An 18107-nucleotide genomic window follows, 5' to 3' on the forward strand; every position below is an offset into this window, starting at 1 on the left:
GTGAGTGAAACACTTGAAAGATTTGATATTCAATTAAAGAAATCCAACTTTGAATTTATGAAATTAGATAGTGATTTAACAGAATTCTATAAAACAGCTACACAAGCAGAATTAGATTTTGCTTTAAAAGCTTTTGATAATACATTAGTGAATGTTAGAAAAATAGTAGACTCGTTGACAAGCTTAATAATTGATTTGAATTATGATTTTGTACCGAATAGAGCAACATTTAATGATAAATTATCGATCATTAAATCTAAAAAATATGATATTCCATCAGCAATTATTGATCTTTTTTATGACATAAAAAGTAGCGGGAACCTGGGCGCTCATAGTGTAGTGGATGATGAAGAATTAGCTTATAAAGCTTTAAATCAATTAAGAATAATTTTACATTGGTATATTACTACACAGAATGATATTAAAATTATTAGAAGTGAATTTGTTGAACCGACTGTAGTATCAAGGTTCAAAAATAATAGAGAACGTAAAATAATTTATGTACAAACAGCTGACAATAATAGTGGCAATTGGTCAGTGTATGAAGGTAATGAAAAAATTGGTGAAACAACAGCTCCTGAAGAGGATCAAGAGGAAAATTGGTCGCCAAATAGTGATTTTTTACAGTCAGTAACGAAAAAAAGAATTAATAGTTATATGAAAACATCCGGAGTTCCGGCAAAAATTAGTTGGGCAGAGCTAGCTTGGATTAAGGAATCTAAACGTTGGTTTAGCGACAAAGATGTTCATGAGGTATTGTTGCGTTCTGGTTATAAACGTTCTGAAAAGTTAGATGGTACAGAGTGGTTTGAAGTAGATTTAGAAACTGCAAAAGTTGCTATAAAAGCTGTAAAAGAAGGTAGAAGTTCTATTAATAGTAAAAATGATATCGATTTACCTAAAATTAATTTGCGTTCTGAACAAACAGCAGCTATAAATCAAGCAACTAAAGCATTCAAAAAACATAACAAGGTACTTTGGAATGCTAAAATGCGTTTTGGTAAAACGCTTTCTACTTATGAGTTAATTAAAAGGAACAAGTATGAAAAAGTTTTAGTAATGACCCATCGACCAGTTGTTTCAGATTCCTGGTTTGAGGATTTTAAGAAAATAGAAATGGCTAAAGAAGGATATGAATATGCTTCGAAAATAAAAGGTGAAAAAGACTTAAGAAAATTGGCTAATGGTAAAACACCTTTTATTTATTTTGTGTCTATACAAGATTTACGTGGTGCAATTGAAGTAGGAGGTAAACACGAAAAAAATAGTGAGTTTTTTGAAATAAATTGGGATTTAATTGTCGTTGATGAAGCACATGAAGGTACACAAACAGATCGTGGTGATAGACTTTATGAAAGTCTTATGAAAACAGAAACTAAAATGTTGGAATTATCAGGTACGCCTTTTAATATCCTTGATGAATTTAGTGAAGAACAAGTATTCACTTGGGATTATATTATGGAGCAACAAGCTAAAATTCGCTTTTCACTAGAGAACCCAGAAAAGGTTAATCCATATGAAGCATTACCTGAAGTAGAAATGTACACATTCCAAATGGCAGTGGATAAACAATATGAAAATAGCGATAAATATTTTGATTTCGCGGAGTTTTTTAAAGTAGAAGATAATAGTGGGAAATTTGTACATGAATCGTCGATTATTAAATGGCTTGATCAAATTTCAACAGACGGAAAGACCAATTATCCTTTTTCGACTGAAGAATTTAGAGAAAGTATTCGACATACACTTTGGTTGCTTCCAAGTAGAGCATCAGCTAGAGCATTGAAAGAATTGCTAGACCATCACGCTGTTTTTAGTGAATATTCTGTAGTTAATATTGTAAATGACAATGATAATGAAATTGCTGGTGAAAATGATAAAGATTTGGTACGTGTCCGTAAAGTGATTACAGACAGACCATCAGCAACAAAAACAATTATTCTAACAGTTAGGAAATTAACAACAGGTGTAAATATTCCTGCTTTAAATGGCGTAGTATTTTTAAACAATACTACGAGTGCGCAAAATTATCTTCAAGCAGCTTTTCGTGCACAAACACCATTTTCCGATGAAATTCTAGGTATGAAGAAAAAAGCCTATATTTTTGATTTTGCTCCAGATAGAGCATTAAATATATTAGCAAAATCCGTATCAATGTCACCTAAAGCAGGTGTTTTAAATACGAATGACCAACGAGATAAATTAGGTACACTCTTGAATTTCTTGCCTGTTATTGAACAATCAGGTAATGAAATGAAAACTTTCTCAGTCGATAAAATGATGCGTCAATTAAAGAAAGCATATGCTGAAAGAGCTGTTTTATCTGGATTTGATGATGCGTCTATTTATAATGATGAGTTATGGGAAGTTACTCAGGAAGATATAAATTTGTTTAACGACTTGAGTGGCAAATTAGGAAAAACACAACAAACCAAAGCTACAAAAAAAATTGATGTAAATACAACAGGTTTAAATGAGCAAGAACGAGAAAAAGTAAAAAGGGGAAAGAAAAAGCCTAAGAAAGAACGCACTCCAGAAGAACAAGCTGCAATAGAGGCAGAACAAAAACTGCGTAAAGAACGTAATAATATGATTTCTATTCTACGTGGTATATCTATCAGGATTCCATTAATGATTTATGGTATGAATTTAGACTTAGATAAGGATATTACGCTAGAGGATTTTATAAAACAAGTTGATGATGTTTCATGGGAAGAATTTATGCCTAAAGGTATTAGTAAGTTTGATTTTATGAAATTCAAAAAATTCTATGATCCTGAGATTTTTATAGAGGCGGGGCACCGTATTCGTCAAGCAGCAGTGTCTGCGAATAATTTAAGTTATCAAGATAGAATAGAAAAAATAACGTCTATTTTTTCAGGATTTAAAAACCCTGATAAAGAGACAGTTTTAACACCATGGAGAGTGGTTAATCTTCAATTAGGTAAAACTATAGGTGGATACAACTTTTTCGATGAAACGTATAGAGAAGCTCTTGATAATGCTTCTTTTAGATATATTGATAATGGGGAAATTACTAATGAAATCTTTGATAAAGAGACAAGGATTTTAGAGATTAATAGTAAAACAGGTCTTTATCCATTGTATATGGCATTTAATATTTATCAACGTCGCTATTTACAAGAGAATATAAACTGGAGTAAAACAGATTATATCCAAAAAGATAAAGCGTTGTGGCAAGAAGTATTGGAAAATAATATTTTCGCACTAAATAAAACCCCTATGGCAAGAACTATCACTTATAGGACGTTAAATGGCTATGAAATAAATGAAAAATTTGAAAAGAATTTAGTTTATATTGAAGATTTAACAAATAGAATTAAGGATAATTTATTGGAAACGAAAGAAGTAATACTTAATGAATTTGGAGATAAGAATATGAGATTTGATGCAATTATCGGAAACCCACCTTATCAAGAAAAAGATGGAGGTGCACAATCAAGTGCAGCGCCTATTTATCAATATTTTGTACGTACAGCTAAATCTATGAATCCAAATTATATTTCAATGATTATGCCAAGTCGTTGGTATGTTGGTGGAAAAGGATTAGATGATTTTAGAGAAGAGATGTTAAATGACATATGTTTAAAAGAACTACATGACTGGTTAACTCCTGAGGATATATTTCCTAATACGAACATTCGAGGGGGAGTATCATATTTTCTATGGGATAAAAAATATGATAATTCTTTAAATGAAACTCGTGTAATAACATATGAAGGTAACCAAGCTATTATTGATGTATTTAGACCTTTAAAATTTAAAGATTCTAATATTTTTGTGCGTGACTCTAAATCACTAACAATTTTAGATAAAATTTTAGATATAAATAAAGAGAGTCTAATGGATTATATTTCAGCTCGAAATCCATTCGGATTTGCAACAAATTACACTAAAAGTTCGAATTTTAAATCTTCTATGAAGGGCTTAACAGTTCCAATTAAGTGTTTTGCTAATAAAGGAATCATAGGTTATATCGAAAAAAATAGTATTAATAAAAATTCTGAATGGATAGATCAGATTAAAGTTTTAACACCATATTCTAATAACATTGGAACAGAATTGAATGACGATAACTTAAATACTCTTATAGCAGAAAAAGGAACTATTTGTACTGAAACTTATTTGGTAATTGGTGCTAACCTAAATTTAACTGTTAATTCAGCAAGAAATATTGTTAAATATCTAAAGTGTAAGTTTTCTAGATATTTGCATAGTTTAGCAAAAAGTAGTCAACATGGTACAAGAAATACTTATCGCTTTGTACCATTAGAAAAATTCGATGATTCAACAGAAATTGATTGGTCTCTTCCTATATCAGAAATTGATCAGCAATTATATGCTAAATACAATTTAACTTCTCAAGAAATTGAGTACATTGAAAGTAAAATTAAACCAATGATTTAGTTTCTAAATCTATACTTTAAGGACACCTGATTTTAGGTGTCTTTTTTGTTTTATAAATGTATTATACTGCTAATAAACGCTTATAATTAATGATATAAATTTACAAACGCTTATAATGGTAATATGAGCCTAAAAACATTTGTAGCTATTATTCATAATAGCATTGTACAACGCTTGATTTCCGAAGAGGTTGAAATAGCTATTTAGTTTTAATCAATCTTTTTTATAAAAACAAAATCCAGTTCAAAACCAAACCTACGAATTTTGATTAATCTTTGTTCAAAATACATGGGTTTCTTCTATTATAAAATCAACGTTTGCAGAACACTTTTAATCAAACTTTATTCCAAACCAACAACTCTGTCGTACTCTCCTTCGTCTCGTATTCTTCAGCTTTGGTGAAAGGCTTTTTTCCATGCAAAATCCACTCCTCGTTGACTTCTTGGTCTAGTTCTTCTTTGTACTGTTGTGCGGCGCGTCGAACGAACTTCTTCTTATACTTCCGTTTGTTCGCGTTTGCTTTGATTTGGGTGGAGTCAATGAAGAGGACCAATGGGTCTACGAATCCGACTTCGACTCCTTGCGTGAGGACCTGATAAAAAAATACTCTCAAAGACATCTGTATCCTGAAAACGCCGGTCATAGTTTTTGCCGAACGTAGAGAAGTGCGGCACCTTCTCATCCAGACCAAGACCTAAAAACCAACGATATGCCACGTTGGTTTCAATCTCTTTGATGGTACGCCGCATAGATGGAATACCAAATAAATATTGAAGAATCGCCATTTTGATTAACAGAACGGGATCGACACTTGGTCTGCCTGTGTTTTCGCTATACAAGTTCTCTACGGCACTATAAATGAAATCGACATCGATGACTGCATCTATTTTTCGGAAGAGATGGTCCTGCGGGACCAATTGTTCCAATGTGATGGTGACATTCTCTGAGCGATGATGGTGATCTCTTTTACCCATCATAGAAAGTCCTCCTTCTTCTTTTCTACTTTTTTATATGCTTGCGTAAAATGACAATTCCTCTCAACGATGACGTTAATAGCAAGCCAAGAACGAAAAAACGGTCGAAATCGACCGTTTTCACAAATTTTTTACTCGCTCTTAGCCATATTGTTTATGACCATCGGATCACTATAAGAAAGAATATAAAACTCTTGGTTATGCGTCCTGATAACAAATAAATGTAGTTCACCACGTTCGGTGTAAATTTCTTTTGTTTTCATATGCTTCTCAGTGAACTCACCAAAAACCGACTCTTTTAGTTTTACGACTGGATAGGGATTCCTGAGTCCTTCTTCAATGATTCCATGCTCTTGAAGAGTTCCCATAAACACAGAATACTTTTCGAAACACATTAAAAAATAATCGCGTGATGAATCACCTATTATTAATTTTGATGCATCTTCAGCTCCATAAAAATATAGATCAATGGCATAATGGTCATTGCCTTTTAAAGACATTGTATCCAATTCTAATTCGTAGTCTTCAACACTAAGTAAGAATTCAAGATTAATGTTGTTCAACAAAAAACCTCCTTTTATATAATTAGAAAATTCATGTATTTTGTTTAACATTTTTCTTTTTCTTCAATCTCTCTTTTTCAGATGAGCCTGTTCAGGCATCATGTAGACCTTTTTCCGAAAAAGAAGAAATTGTTTCGGACTTTGATAGAATAGATATTAATGATTCTTTCAATATGGAAGAACCAGGTGTTGAGATTTTTTGCGCAAAACAACTCCAATAGGTTGGGGAGCAGTTAGAAGCACTGCTCGACTTACTGAAACTAGTAGAAAAGGTTTCAAAAATTACGTAAAAAATGCTGATTCCGCTCAAGCTTCACGTGATTTTAGTTCTATACTTCCAGGAGTAAAAGTTCAAAAATCACCTAAGCCTTGTGTAATGCAGAATAGGAGTGCAGACTTGTGCGACGGAAACGTACACAGTTCTGCACTCCTTTTGCGAAAAAAGAAAAGGACTTGCCAGCACCCACAACTTCATCCTAACGTTTAAGTTGCGAAATAAGAACGTTAAGGAGATGAAAGGAATGCTAACAATGTCCGAAATCAATTGTATCAAATTTTTAAGGAACCATAAATCCTATTTCATCAATAAAATCGCGAAAGATCTTAACCTGAACTGGCGAACTGCTAAAAAATATGCCGATGAGTCTTTTCTACCAAAAGAAAGTTCTTCTTCCAAGCGAGGCATGATGTATGGCACCCGTTGGGGCGAGATGATTGAGGACTGGCTACAGGAAGATGCGATGATGAAAAAGAAACAACGGCGAACCAATAAAAAACTATATGAGACCTTATGTACATATGGATTTGAAGGGTCCTACCGGACCGTCTGTCAATTTATAAAAGAATGGCGACTAGGTCGCGATTTAGAAAACGATAGTCGATTCGAACGATTGGCCCACCCTCCCGGAGAAGCACAAGTAGATTTTGGTGTCATGGAAGTCGTGAAGGATAGTCATGCGGTCGATGTGCATTGCTTGATCCTATCCATGCCATATAGCAATCGAACAGCTGCGGTTGCATTACCAGCAGAGAACCAGGAATGTTTCCTGATCGGATTGAAGAGACTGTTCGAAGAAATCGGAGGCGTGCCGCAACAATTACGAATCGACAATCTCCCGGCAGCTGTCGCTAAAGTACGGACAACAAAAGAAGAAGCCATTTATACGGATGCCTTTCAGCAATTCGTGGCGCACTATGGTTTCCAGGTTCAAAGCTGTAATCCGTACAGTGGGAATGAGAAAGGAAGCGTCGAAAACAAGGTCGGATATGTCCGTTACAACTTCCTGGTTCCTTCTCCTATCATGAATGACTTCGAGTCGTTGAATCGGCGCCTCGCATCATCCCTCAGGGATGACATGGAACGTATCCATTACGAAAAGAAAGTACGGATCAAAGATCTCGTTGTGGAAGAGCAGAAGCACCTCCTTCGACTGCCGGAAGAAGATTTTCCAGTGTTTAGAGAGGAACTCTTGAAGGTGAACAAATATGGAGAAGTGACCATCGATCAAACAAAGATTCTCGTTCCATCGGGTTTCCGACATGGACAAGTGAGAGCAATCCTAAAATGGGACGATATGAAAATCATTTCTCGTCATGGAGAAATCCTGTACGAAGAAAAACGACCTTATATGATGACGAAACGGGCGTTACCTTGGGAAAGCATTCTCAACGAATGGTACAAAAAGCCACGTAGTTATGGTCATTCACGTCACGCGGAGTACCTCCCTGGACGAATTCGAGAGTATCTGAACATCCAAAATCTGATGATACGTAGAGAAAGACTGGGATGGCTACGTTCTAGATTAGTCCTGCATTCCATCACTGAAATCGATGAACGATTGTATGAGCTACTGAGCCAAAGCGATGCCTATTCTGACATCGAAGAGCACCCCTACGATGTCGACTGGAGCAAGTATGACAGTTTGAATCGACCGTGGCAGAGTGAGGTGCAGTCGTGAATCTAAAAGAGATGTGCAAATCCCTTCGGCTCGCTTACGTCGCTGAAATTTACGAAACGATTCCGATGGAATCGTCCGAGACGTTTCTCCTGACACTTTTTGAAATGGAGATGAGGCTTCGTGAAGAAGCGAAGGCAGAGCGACTTATAAAAAAAGCAAAGTTCATCAATAACAAATCGCTCGAAGACTATCGTTGGCATGACAACATTTACTTTCCCCGTCATCTCAAGAAAGAAGAATTAATGTCGCTCTCTTTCATCGATCATCAACAAAACGTGGTGCTCACAGGTGCCCCTGGCACTGGGAAGACACATCTTGCGATTGGTTTAGGACGGGAAGCCTGTCGTAAAGGAAAGGAGGTGCGGTTTTTTCGTGTTTCGGAGCTCGTAGAGCAACTCACCAAAGCATGGCGTGATGGAAAGCTGAGTAGCTTCCACGCACGTCTCGATTCTGCGGACCTGATCGTCTTAGATGAAATGGGCTATCTTCCATTATCCAAAGAGTCAGCAGAGCTCCTTTTCCATCTCATAACAGACTGGTACGAAAAGAAAAGCATCATCATCACTTCAAATCTAGAATTCAGTCAATGGAATCGTGTTTTCGCAGATCCAAGATTGACGTCAGCACTCGTCGATCGCGTGATCCATCATGCGCACATTTTAACCTTCACGGGTGACAGTTATCGTGTCACTCACGCATTATCAAGAAATTGAATGCCTGGCAAAGTTCTGTACTTTTTTCTGCAATTCACTGCACAAACCTATTGCAAAATACAAAGCCTGATGGCTCAATGGCATTTTATAAAGTATCTCCGACATCCGGTGTTGTAACAATGTATAAAGCTAAATCAACTGAAACCACATTCTTAACTTGGTCGAAAGAAAAAATTAGATGTAACGATTAATCATCAAATATATCTATTGTCCTAAAAAAATAAATGAAGAAGCATAGCTATTAATTGTGCTTCTTCATTTATTTTTTTTATGACTGTTTATCAAATTAAACGCAACACTTCTTCGGAAAAAAACTCGAAAGCAGTTTTCCAATCCAAACATTTCTTAGTCGATTGTTGATTCTAGAAAGTGCGTGATCTAATTCTGTCTTGTTGATCATTCCGAAGTTGCTTCCCTTTGAGAAGGACCCACAGAGAAGACCATTGTAATTCTCGTTGGTGCCACGTTTCCATGAAGAATAGGGATCCGCGAAGTACATCAGGATTCCCAGGAAATCCCTTATCCTTTCATGACAGCTGAACTCCTTACCCCGGTCCGTCGTCATGGTTAAGAACGTCCCCGATGGGAGTTCGATGCAAGTTCCTGTGTTTGTTAAAATACCTAAAGAAATAAATCTAAGACCTAATAGTGATGATGTTGTTCTTACTGATTTATGGAGTTAATTTTGTGGTATGTGCAAATTCTTGATTGAATTACGTATTCGGTAGCAGACTTAGTTTGAACATATGCAAGCATTGAGCGAATTATGAACCTAAAGATAATTTTTTTATAATACATGTTATGAAGGTGTATTCGACTATCAGCTATTACAACTTGGTTCAATTGGTTATATTAATATCTTTTTTCAATATTTGCTCATACCTATTTTTATCAACAGTGTTTCAAAGAATGCTGATAAAAGAGGACTGGGATTGATTGCATTACATTAAAATAAATCTGTACAGTTTTCAAAACTTCAATCGTATGGTAATGCTTTAACGTCAGCTTTTTTTAACTGTTGAAGATACGCATTCGTAGTGGTGATAGATTCGTGACCGGAAAGGTTCATGACTTCATATAAAGGAATACCATTCGATAACAGCTTTGTGATAAAAGAACGTCGAAACCAGTGCGGTGAATTTTTTTGTGATGTCAATTGTGTTGAGGATAACTGGGCAATAAGTCTTAATGCTTCGTACGAGATAGAAGAATCTTTAGAACGAATATTAAAACAAATATAAGGATTCATTACTCCTTCAATTTGCATTAATTTCTTTAGCCGATCGATGAGATGGATTGATTTTTGGGATAAGGGGATGCGTCGCCACTTACCACGCTTCCCCTTAAATTCAATATAGTTATTAGTAGAGTGCTCTTGAACCTGGCTGAATTGCAGTGCTAGTAATTCACTGGCACGCATCCCTGTCGTCAACAATAGATAGCCCATTGTCTCATTCCGCAGCTGCAAAAGCTCGCGATGCTTTTTCTGTTTTACCGTGTGACGGAAGGCGAGAGCGATCGCTTCCATCTCATCGAAATCGATCTCGCGACGGAGCGGCTCCGGCTTCATCTGGTCCTTCACCTGTACTGACAGATCACGCGCGTGATAATCATTAACGTGTAGAAAGCGCAGGAAACGCCGCAACATGGCATTACGCCGCTTGACGGTCCGCGGAGCATACTGGTCGTGGACGTCCTTTTGATACTCGTGTAGGTCGAGGATCGTCAGCTGCTTGACTCCTTCGGTCTTCGTCACAAAGAACCGGAGAATATAATCGAGATCTTGTTTGTAGGCCCGCTTCGTATGCGGGCTTTTTTGACTATAAATCGGAAATAACTCCGTTGCCCAAAACAGTTCGAAGATTTCAAGATCACTCAATGCCTCCATGTTCAAATGATCATTCTTCAGTACCGCGAGCAACTTTTCCCGGCTATCAGCAAATGCCAGTGCTGCTTCTTCTCTGATCGTGACTTCGTTCATTCCTTTTTCGTTCATGATCCTTCCTCCGATTTCTCTGCTCAACGCTTCCTCTTTTGACGCCTTTTTGTTCATTTGCTAAGTAAACTATCAATTATTTTTGTATTACATTAAATTATGGTTGATATACATATGTATAAAACATGTATTAATGCAATACATATTTGTATTACATATTATCTGTGTATTTATTATAACAAATAACTACTTGTGATAATAGGTAATTATCACAAGTAAATTGAAATAGGGTTTTGGGTTGACATAACTCAATTATTGCGAAGATGACGGTGGGGGAGAAATGGAATGCGAGTACGATCCCATCCACCAGCCCGTAGATGCTGCTGAAACGCTGACGTCTCATAAATAATAGTATTCTTCTTTTAGTGAGATATAGCGAGTTATTGTGCTTTAAAGCCGTGGATGAACCGTCATCTACATGTCGGCCACCTATAAGACAGGTAGGAGGTACGCGGCCGATCGACAGATTGCCGCCCATATATTAAGGATGACGATGAGCGGGGAGGGGGCTCGAAAAATCGTACCGGTGTCATGTACCGCTTGCCGAAGTGACTGATACGAGACACGTTCTTTACGTCGTAAGTTTCACCCCCTACTTTAGAAAGATATACATCCCCCTCTTTAGGATGGAGAAAATCGTCAATCCTTTTTTAGATGAATCGATCGTTCCACGCTTCAGATGAGATCATTCAAAGTCCATTCTATAGAGTCAGGTCGAATCGTTGATGTCGAGTATGGTATACAAAGTCTCATTCCGATTGTTTAATCTCGATAAGAGGGATCCACTCTGCTCGATCGCGTTTAATGAGAGGACGACTTCGGGTGTTCCGAAGAGTTCACTCGATAAGAGATTCATGTATCAGACTCCTTTTTGATTTTCGGTCATTGCCATACATAGTGTTACAGCAAGGTCGTCGTTTATGTTCGGGTGATAACGTTTAAAAAGTTATTTTATACCTACATTTTCAATATATTTTTCTTTTGAAGAATCAATTCTATTTTTTAATTTTTCTGTATATGATCTTCTAACGTATTTCCCATCTTCTTTTTCATATAAAGCATATTTTCTTTTTTCAAATTGACTATAGTGAACTTCGATTAAGTTTACATCTTCATAAACGATTACACCCGTCTTATCCCTATTCCTTTTAATATCTATATGTTTACTTTTTTTGTTCAAATACTCATTTTCATCATTTATTACTTGATTTATAGCATTATCATATTTCTTTTTTGCTTTTTCACTTTGTGTAATGCCATCTTGATCGTAATCACTACATCCGACTAAAAAAATTACTAAAACAAAAAATAAAAAGGAATACTTATTTTTCAACGGGAACACCTCCGAAAATATGTCTTACTATTAAAAAAATCCTACCTTAAATAAAAATACCCCCAGGTCAGATGTACATCGTGCTGATCACGATCATGATGAGCGAGACAACTTTGATGAGCTCCATAGACTTCTCGAACATGATTAGCGTGTTCCTCCTTATATTTGATCGATGATTGCCGTTCCTAAAAATACATTGTTCACAATCGTTGTTCAACGCTCTAAGAATTCGGTTGACCGACTCCAATGTTAATTTTGAACGTATATCAGTTCTTAATGTTGGATAGCACCTCGCCGACGAACTATCGTAAATGGCGTACTCCTCTTTCGATTTCTTCCGTAGGATCGAGACCTGCTGCAAGCATCTCCTCGATCTTCATGACTAGATCCTCCTCGATGGGTAAACCTTCTGCTGCGGAGGCAGCCAAGAAACTGGGCAGCCGTCTGAGGATTTTATCTGTATTCTGAAGTTTTTTCATAATAGTCCCCCTTGTGTTCCATAGTTTAATTACATCATAATTGATATCCGAATATGGAAAGTTATGATCAATCTATCAATGAAATAAGGTTATCTGGTCGAGAGGATTCATCGTGAGCAGGGACGACTGGTTTTAATAAAAGAGCAAGGTTGTCCTTTCTTCCATGCTCGTATCTTAGAAGTTCCGTACGATGTACGATAAGTTTCAATCTTACGGTGCATGATATACTTTGAAAGGAATATGATTCGAGACGGGTACGACATGGATACAAGACTTTTCTGGTGAAGAGATTGCTTGTCCCAAGGATGACGACGCCCTCGATGTACCGTACTTTATCTGATATTCATCAGCATAGAGTCATTTAGTCAGATGTATTGATTCAAAGGATGAGAATGTATGCTCTTCTTCCGTTTCAAAGATATAACGAAAGAGACCTTTCTCAACTATGAGCGCCTCTCGTATGAGGAGGCGATTTTGCTATCGACACAACTCCATCAAGTAGCCTAGAAATATGCGCGTTCAATCATTTACATAAAACATGATTTGAAAACAAAAAAATCATGATAGAGTAACTCTTCGAAAAATCTCTGTACCGCCTTGATTCTCAGTTTATGTGAACAATTGAGACACGAACCGAAGATAATGAGTAGTACATTAACATATAGATGTAGAGATTCATTAATCGTTTAATGCTTTATAAAACTGATACGTGTTCTTTCCAGAAGCCTTTGCTGCATACAAGGAAACGTCTGCTTGTTGTAAAAGTGTTTCAATAGGTTGATCATTCTTTTCGCTATACATTAAGATCCCGATACTCGTTGATACACTATAGGCGGATTCCCAGGTAGATAGACTTATTAAGATGCGTGTTGCTAACTGTTCCCACTCTTCTCGCTCCTCTTCATGAGCGAAATGAAGAACAAATTCATCGCCTCCTAAACGCACTGCATGAGCATGTGAATACTCCGCTGCAACCTGTTGAAGTCGTCGTGCGACTTCTTGTAGGACATGATCCCCCACTTCATGACCAAAAACATCGTTTACGCGTTTGAATCCGTCCAAGTCTAGAAAGAAGAGTGCTCCTGCATGGTGAGGGTGGTCTTCGAAATATTTGCTGAGATAACGTCGGTTGTACAATCCTGTCAATGCATCTTTCCAAGCAAATCGTTCTAACTCTAAATAGTAAAGAAACAGACGGACAATGCGTTGCAATAGTTCAATATTTCTTTCCTCGTATAGGCTAACTTCGTCATTGATAGCGCATAGTGTACCGAAAGCCTCTCCATTCGTCAGTACGATTGGCATTCCGAGGTAAGATCGAACATTTGCTTGTTCAAGCGCTTCATTTAATCCTGCAAGGTCCTCTTCCGCGGGTATGTTTTCTAACACCAATGGCATTTTCATTTCGAAGTCTACTAAACTACACAGTGAGTGATTCAAGTCGAGAATCATCCCATCCGTCATTGGAATGTCAGCTTTCTTGTTTGCGATTTTAAAAATGAGTTGCTTCTCTTGCTCGATCGCTGAGAGATATAGCATTTGCTGAGGTAAAATCTCATGTGCGAATTGTAAAACATCGTCTGCTAGTTCATTAAAATTGTTATACATCTGCAATTCTCTAAAAGATTGAGTCATTTTAGCACCTCGCTTGTATAGATTAGTAGATCAACCTCTCTGGTCAGATTTAGTATCGAGCAACTTAGAGCATATTTTTTTATCTACAAGCTAATTCAACTTTATCGTTATCTTGAATTAATCCTAATGAAGCAGCAACTAGAATTTAAAAGATGAAAGTCTCTTTAAACTTTTCTCATTCCATTGAATAAAAAAAGGAGGTGACAAAAGAAAGGATTTACACACCAAACTGCTGTAAGTGATGATCAAGGTGTTTAAAGATTCCTTTCCCCCATTCCTCAGGAGTAAGCCTTCCGAAAAAAGGATGTGGATGAGTCGTACAACTTTCTGGACCGTTCATTTGGAAGATTTTAATTTTTTGTTTAAGTTTGTTCTTCTCATTTTCAAACTCTTTTGGATCAACGATCAAAATAGTTGGGATAGTAGACATATTCCTTGGTAACGGCTTGTCATTGTAAAAAATCGGCTTTGCTACTTTTCCTACAACGAAACCTAACCAACTTCTTGTTGGAGTAGAATATCCCATGGCGATGTCTTGAAAGGCGGAGCAATGAGATAGCATTTGAGCGACGTCCATTTCTCCCCACTTAGGTTGAGAGTTCTTATTTAATTTATCGATACGATTTAAGATTTCTTCCGTGCATTGAACATCAAAAATATTATCCATAAAGCCCTCCCTTAGCATCATAAAAAAATGAATATGAACGTTAGTGATATATGTATTGGTACTTCGACATTTATTTCATACCCACCTTCCATATTTTTCATGTTTTATTAGGCGTTTGAACGCAAAAAAATAATTATTTCATACGGACACCATAATCAAAAAAGAAAGATTTATTCATCGATTTTGATGATAAACCTTCCTTTTGAATTTCTATTCGTTATTCAATTCTTTTACTTTTAAAATTTAAATACTAGGATTGTTTACATTGAGACTATGAAAAACAAGTGATATAGATGTAATGATAGAAAAGCCCAATCTAGATAGACTCCTGAACTACCGCCCTTCGGTTTGCTTAGAGGTGGTAGATTCCTGAGTGATCCGACCAATCGGTCGAAACCCCCGTCGTCCCGGAGGTTGAAGAAGCTAAGATACGTTCTGCTTCTTGTTTGAGATTCAGTTCTGCGTTCACATCACGGTCGTGGTGAATGCGGACGGACACACCCGTCTTCGGCAGTTCGTTGATGTCCTGTGCTACGAGCAGGGAAACGAAGTATTTACCTGAGACGGTGCGTCGGATCGTCGCGTTCAGAATTCGTCCTGCTACCTGCTTCGAGTTCGCGAAACGTAACCACTTCAGCTTTGGGAGTTTAAGCATGTTGTCTAAAATCGAGACTTACGGAAATTGAGACGTACCTTGGATGTTCTGCTTATAGGATTGGACAGGGTTTCGCTTCGACTTGAAGCGTGTTCGTTCTGCTTCTTGAAGAAACGGCCATACGCATCTGCCAGATGCTCGTCTGTACGGACGTACTATCGACTTCTTTCAACCAGTCAAACTCCTGTTTTGACAACAAAAGTTCTTTCGAACAAGAGCCGTAAGAGAGCCCTTTTCCTGTCTCTTTGTACGTCTCTTCCCACTTCGATAAGAAATAGTTGAAGACGAAGCGCGAATAACCGATCGTCTTGACAATCAGGATCTTTTGCTATTTCGTCGGGTATATTCTGAACTTGTACGCGTAATCCTTCAACATGATGTGCCCCTCCTTTTCGGATGATGTACCCGAAAGGAAGGTTGGCGAGAATACTCACACTTTCACCAGGGCTTCACCCGCGACGTTTAGAAGTGGGAGTATTCTAGCGTAATTTAGATAAACATGAAGAAACCGGTTATATAGATTTAAAGACCTGATTTCGCCCCCGACGCTTCGCTTCGTAAAGAGCAGCATCTGCACTTCTTGTCACCTCCATGAAGCTAACGGATGTCCGCGATTCACAAGAAGCGATACCGATTGACAACGTAATGTGGATAGACTCTTCATGTTGGATAGGAAAACGTGTTGAAGCACAAGACGCTCGGATATCCTCTGCCAATTGAATCGTATAAGAAACATTTGTTTCAGGGAGAAGGAGCATGAACTCTTCTCCTCCGTATCGACCGACGACACCATTTTGCGGGGTGTGCTCTCCGAGTAAGTCACTGATCTGCGATAAAATCGCATCTCCTTGATCATGTCCATACTTATCGTTGACAAACTTAAAATGGTCAATGTCAATCATCATGACCGTAAATGAAGGATGGGCAATCATGAAATAGTCCACTTGATCTTCTAAGGCACGACGATTATGAAGCCCGGTCAAGGAATCCGTCAATGCTAATTCTTGATGGAGTCTTACCTGTCCGTAGTGTTGTTTGACATAATAAAGAAACGAATGGATGATGATAGCTACTAAGGAAATGTAAAAACTAAATAGAATTGCATTTTCTGCGAAAGAATGGACATCGTTCTCACTGATATAGACGAGTGGCAAATGGATGAGTAAACAGCAGGTGATGATAAGGGGAAGTGTCATGAACTCATCGCGTAATAAATGCTTCAAAAGTAAGACAATACTCAAGATGACGGTGTAGGTGATTAAAATCCAAGGGAACAGGAAGAACTCATCGCTAGTCAATGTAAGGGCTTGCCACATCAAAAGGATGAACCATGTGATGATTCCATAACTAGTACCACCGTAATAAAGAGCGATGATTAGCAGTACGATTGAGAAGTCAAATGTGAACCCGCGAAACGATATCTCGTTAATGGTTACCCAATAACAGGCAATCAGTGCTAAGATGGTCACGAATAAGTACTTTTTAATGAAGCTAGTAGTAGGAGCCTCAATCGTAAAATGTTTGTAGCAAAAAAGAGAGAGTAGTACGAACAATGTTATGAGTGCCAAATTGACTACTAAATCATTTGCTAAATAAATCATGATAAAGTCTCCCCTCTTTCTAAAACCTCCCTATCGCTGTCATTGTTTTTTAAAAATGATTCATATTAAGTAATAAATACCCATCTATTTCTTTTTTATTCCTAGTTCTAAAGTACTTCTCGAATGAGTTAAGGAAACCTTCAATCAAAGGAAAGTTCTTCAATTTAAGTAGGAATGCTACTCGCTCTATTAAGATTTTAGCAATAGCTGTTTTGTCTACAACTTTCGATTGATGTTTGATATTAAATCAACAATGCCTAAGTAAGATAAAGGATGGTAGAAAAGAATGGACGATTTTTGGACAGCATTAGCACATATCAATGAACAACTATACATACCCTGTGGATTGACGCCGCATGCTATTTGCGAAGAAGTGCAAAATGTTACATATGGAGCGGGACGATTCTATATCGGGGAAACCTCCGTTCGCTTTCGAGTTGCTAAAGTGACACCCACTAAACTCGGTCAGTTTGTAGTGATTTGGGAAAAAGATTCACTGAATAAAAATCAACCATTTTCAGAGGAAACGGCGATGGATCTGTTAGTTGTGAATACGTTTACTGATTCGAATCGATTTGGTCAATTTGTTTTTCCGAAGGAAGTGTTAAAGGAACATAAAATCTTTAAGACAGGTACAACGAAAGGGAAAATGGCAATTCGTGTCTATCCGAGTTGGGATCAACCAACAAGTAAACAAGCCATCGCAACACAAAAGTGGCAATTAGACTATTTTATAGAATATGAAGGTCCCAATTCTCTATCGAAAGATGAGATAATTCGGCGTTATTCAAATGTTGCTAGAACGTAAAATGTTCAAACATTAGGTACTTGATGCTGATCGTAAAAATCTGATCACACGTTTGCTTATTGATAGCAAGAAGAGAGTGCACTTGTTGTAATGTGCACTCTCTTCTTTTTTGTATAAGTAGCTATCTACTTGCTTTAACTTAAGAAATAGTAGAGAAATCCTAACAAAATGAGAATGATCGGCAAAAAAATGAAGTACATCCACGACATGTTCTTAGCTGAGGTTTTATAGTCATATTGTTCTTCTGAAGGTTTTTGACCAATTCTTAAGGTGAAGACAAGACCGATAAGGCAAATC

The 18107-nt window shown here is 37.2% G+C and carries 13 protein-coding genes and 3 pseudogenes; 5 read left to right on the forward strand and 11 right to left on the reverse strand.

All coding sequences use genetic code 11. The features are described from left to right. The gene (locus tag ACV3PA_RS17115; protein ID WP_456126026.1) at positions 1-4428 is read left to right on the forward strand and encodes an Eco57I restriction-modification methylase domain-containing protein; all 4428 of its coding nucleotides are present in this window, start codon (positions 1-3) and stop codon (positions 4426-4428) included. A gap of 536 nt (positions 4429-4964) precedes the next feature. Here the strand turns inward: ACV3PA_RS17115 and ACV3PA_RS17120 are convergent. Together ACV3PA_RS17120 and ACV3PA_RS17125 are read right to left on the reverse strand one after the other, a co-directional pair. Continuing rightward, positions 4965-5405 carry a transposase gene (locus tag ACV3PA_RS17120; RefSeq protein WP_456126027.1) on the reverse strand — a complete coding sequence of 147 codons (441 nt, stop codon included), beginning with the start codon at positions 5403-5405 and terminating at the stop codon, positions 4965-4967. Positions 5406-5533: 128 nt separating this feature from the next. Next, the gene (locus ACV3PA_RS17125) at positions 5534-5965 is read right to left on the reverse strand and encodes a hypothetical protein (protein ID WP_456126028.1); all 432 of its coding nucleotides are present in this window, start codon (positions 5963-5965) and stop codon (positions 5534-5536) included. Positions 5966-6486: 521 nt separating this feature from the next. Here ACV3PA_RS17125 and istA point away from each other — a divergent pair. Then, positions 6487-7923, forward strand: a complete 1437-nt coding sequence (gene istA / locus ACV3PA_RS17130) for an IS21 family transposase (protein ID WP_456126029.1) — start codon at positions 6487-6489, stop codon at positions 7921-7923. Between the two features lie 11 nt (positions 7924-7934). Then, positions 7935-8636 (forward strand): IS21-like element helper ATPase IstB, encoded by a 702-nt coding sequence (istB, locus tag ACV3PA_RS17135; protein ID WP_341088992.1) that lies wholly within the window; start codon positions 7935-7937, stop codon positions 8634-8636. Between the two features lie 281 nt (positions 8637-8917). Here istB and ACV3PA_RS17140 read toward each other — a convergent pair. Beyond that, a pseudogene (locus tag ACV3PA_RS17140) lies at positions 8918-9222 on the reverse strand (IS30 family transposase); the annotation flags it as partial. Between ACV3PA_RS17140 and ACV3PA_RS17145 the strand changes: the two are divergent. After that, positions 9221-9319: pseudogene (locus ACV3PA_RS17145) on the forward strand (ATP-binding protein); the annotation flags it as partial. The pseudogenes ACV3PA_RS17140 and ACV3PA_RS17145 overlap by 2 nt on opposite strands. 293 nt (positions 9320-9612) lie before the next feature. On the opposite strand, the gene ACV3PA_RS17150 reads toward ACV3PA_RS17145, so the two are convergent. The 8 genes and pseudogenes from ACV3PA_RS17150 to ACV3PA_RS17185 form a co-directional block, all read right to left on the reverse strand. Further along, positions 9613-10632, reverse strand: coding sequence for a tyrosine-type recombinase/integrase (locus tag ACV3PA_RS17150; RefSeq protein WP_456126030.1), 1020 nt, complete (start codon positions 10630-10632; stop codon positions 9613-9615). Positions 10633-11341: 709 nt separating this feature from the next. Then, positions 11342-11488, reverse strand: coding sequence for a hypothetical protein (locus ACV3PA_RS17155; RefSeq protein WP_456126031.1), 147 nt, complete (start codon positions 11486-11488; stop codon positions 11342-11344). A gap of 90 nt (positions 11489-11578) precedes the next feature. Further along, complete coding sequence (locus tag ACV3PA_RS17160) at positions 11579-11965, reverse strand: hypothetical protein (RefSeq protein ID WP_456126032.1); 387 nt, start codon at positions 11963-11965, stop codon at positions 11579-11581. Between the two features lie 302 nt (positions 11966-12267). Then, a complete protein-coding gene (locus ACV3PA_RS17165; protein WP_456126033.1) occupies positions 12268-12444 on the reverse strand; it encodes a hypothetical protein in 177 nt (58 codons plus the stop codon). 678 nt (positions 12445-13122) lie between these two features. After that, a complete protein-coding gene (locus tag ACV3PA_RS17170; RefSeq protein ID WP_456126034.1) occupies positions 13123-14052 on the reverse strand; it encodes a GAF domain-containing protein in 930 nt (309 codons plus the stop codon). A 244-nt stretch (positions 14053-14296) separates the two neighbouring features. Next, a complete protein-coding gene (locus ACV3PA_RS17175) occupies positions 14297-14746 on the reverse strand; it encodes a DUF1569 domain-containing protein (protein WP_456126035.1) in 450 nt (149 codons plus the stop codon). Between the two features lie 484 nt (positions 14747-15230). Continuing rightward, positions 15231-15723: pseudogene (locus ACV3PA_RS17180) on the reverse strand (helix-turn-helix domain-containing protein); the annotation flags it as partial. Positions 15724-15913: 190 nt separating this feature from the next. Next, complete coding sequence (locus tag ACV3PA_RS17185; protein ID WP_456126037.1) at positions 15914-17002, reverse strand: GGDEF domain-containing protein; 1089 nt, start codon at positions 17000-17002, stop codon at positions 15914-15916. A gap of 286 nt (positions 17003-17288) precedes the next feature. Between ACV3PA_RS17185 and ACV3PA_RS17190 the strand changes: the two genes are divergently transcribed. Then, positions 17289-17810 (forward strand): MepB family protein, encoded by a 522-nt coding sequence (locus ACV3PA_RS17190; RefSeq protein ID WP_456126038.1) that lies wholly within the window; start codon positions 17289-17291, stop codon positions 17808-17810. The last annotated feature ends 297 nt before the right edge of the window (positions 17811-18107 follow it).

It is taken from the genome of Exiguobacterium sp. EA-TM-5 (assembly GCF_053878415.1).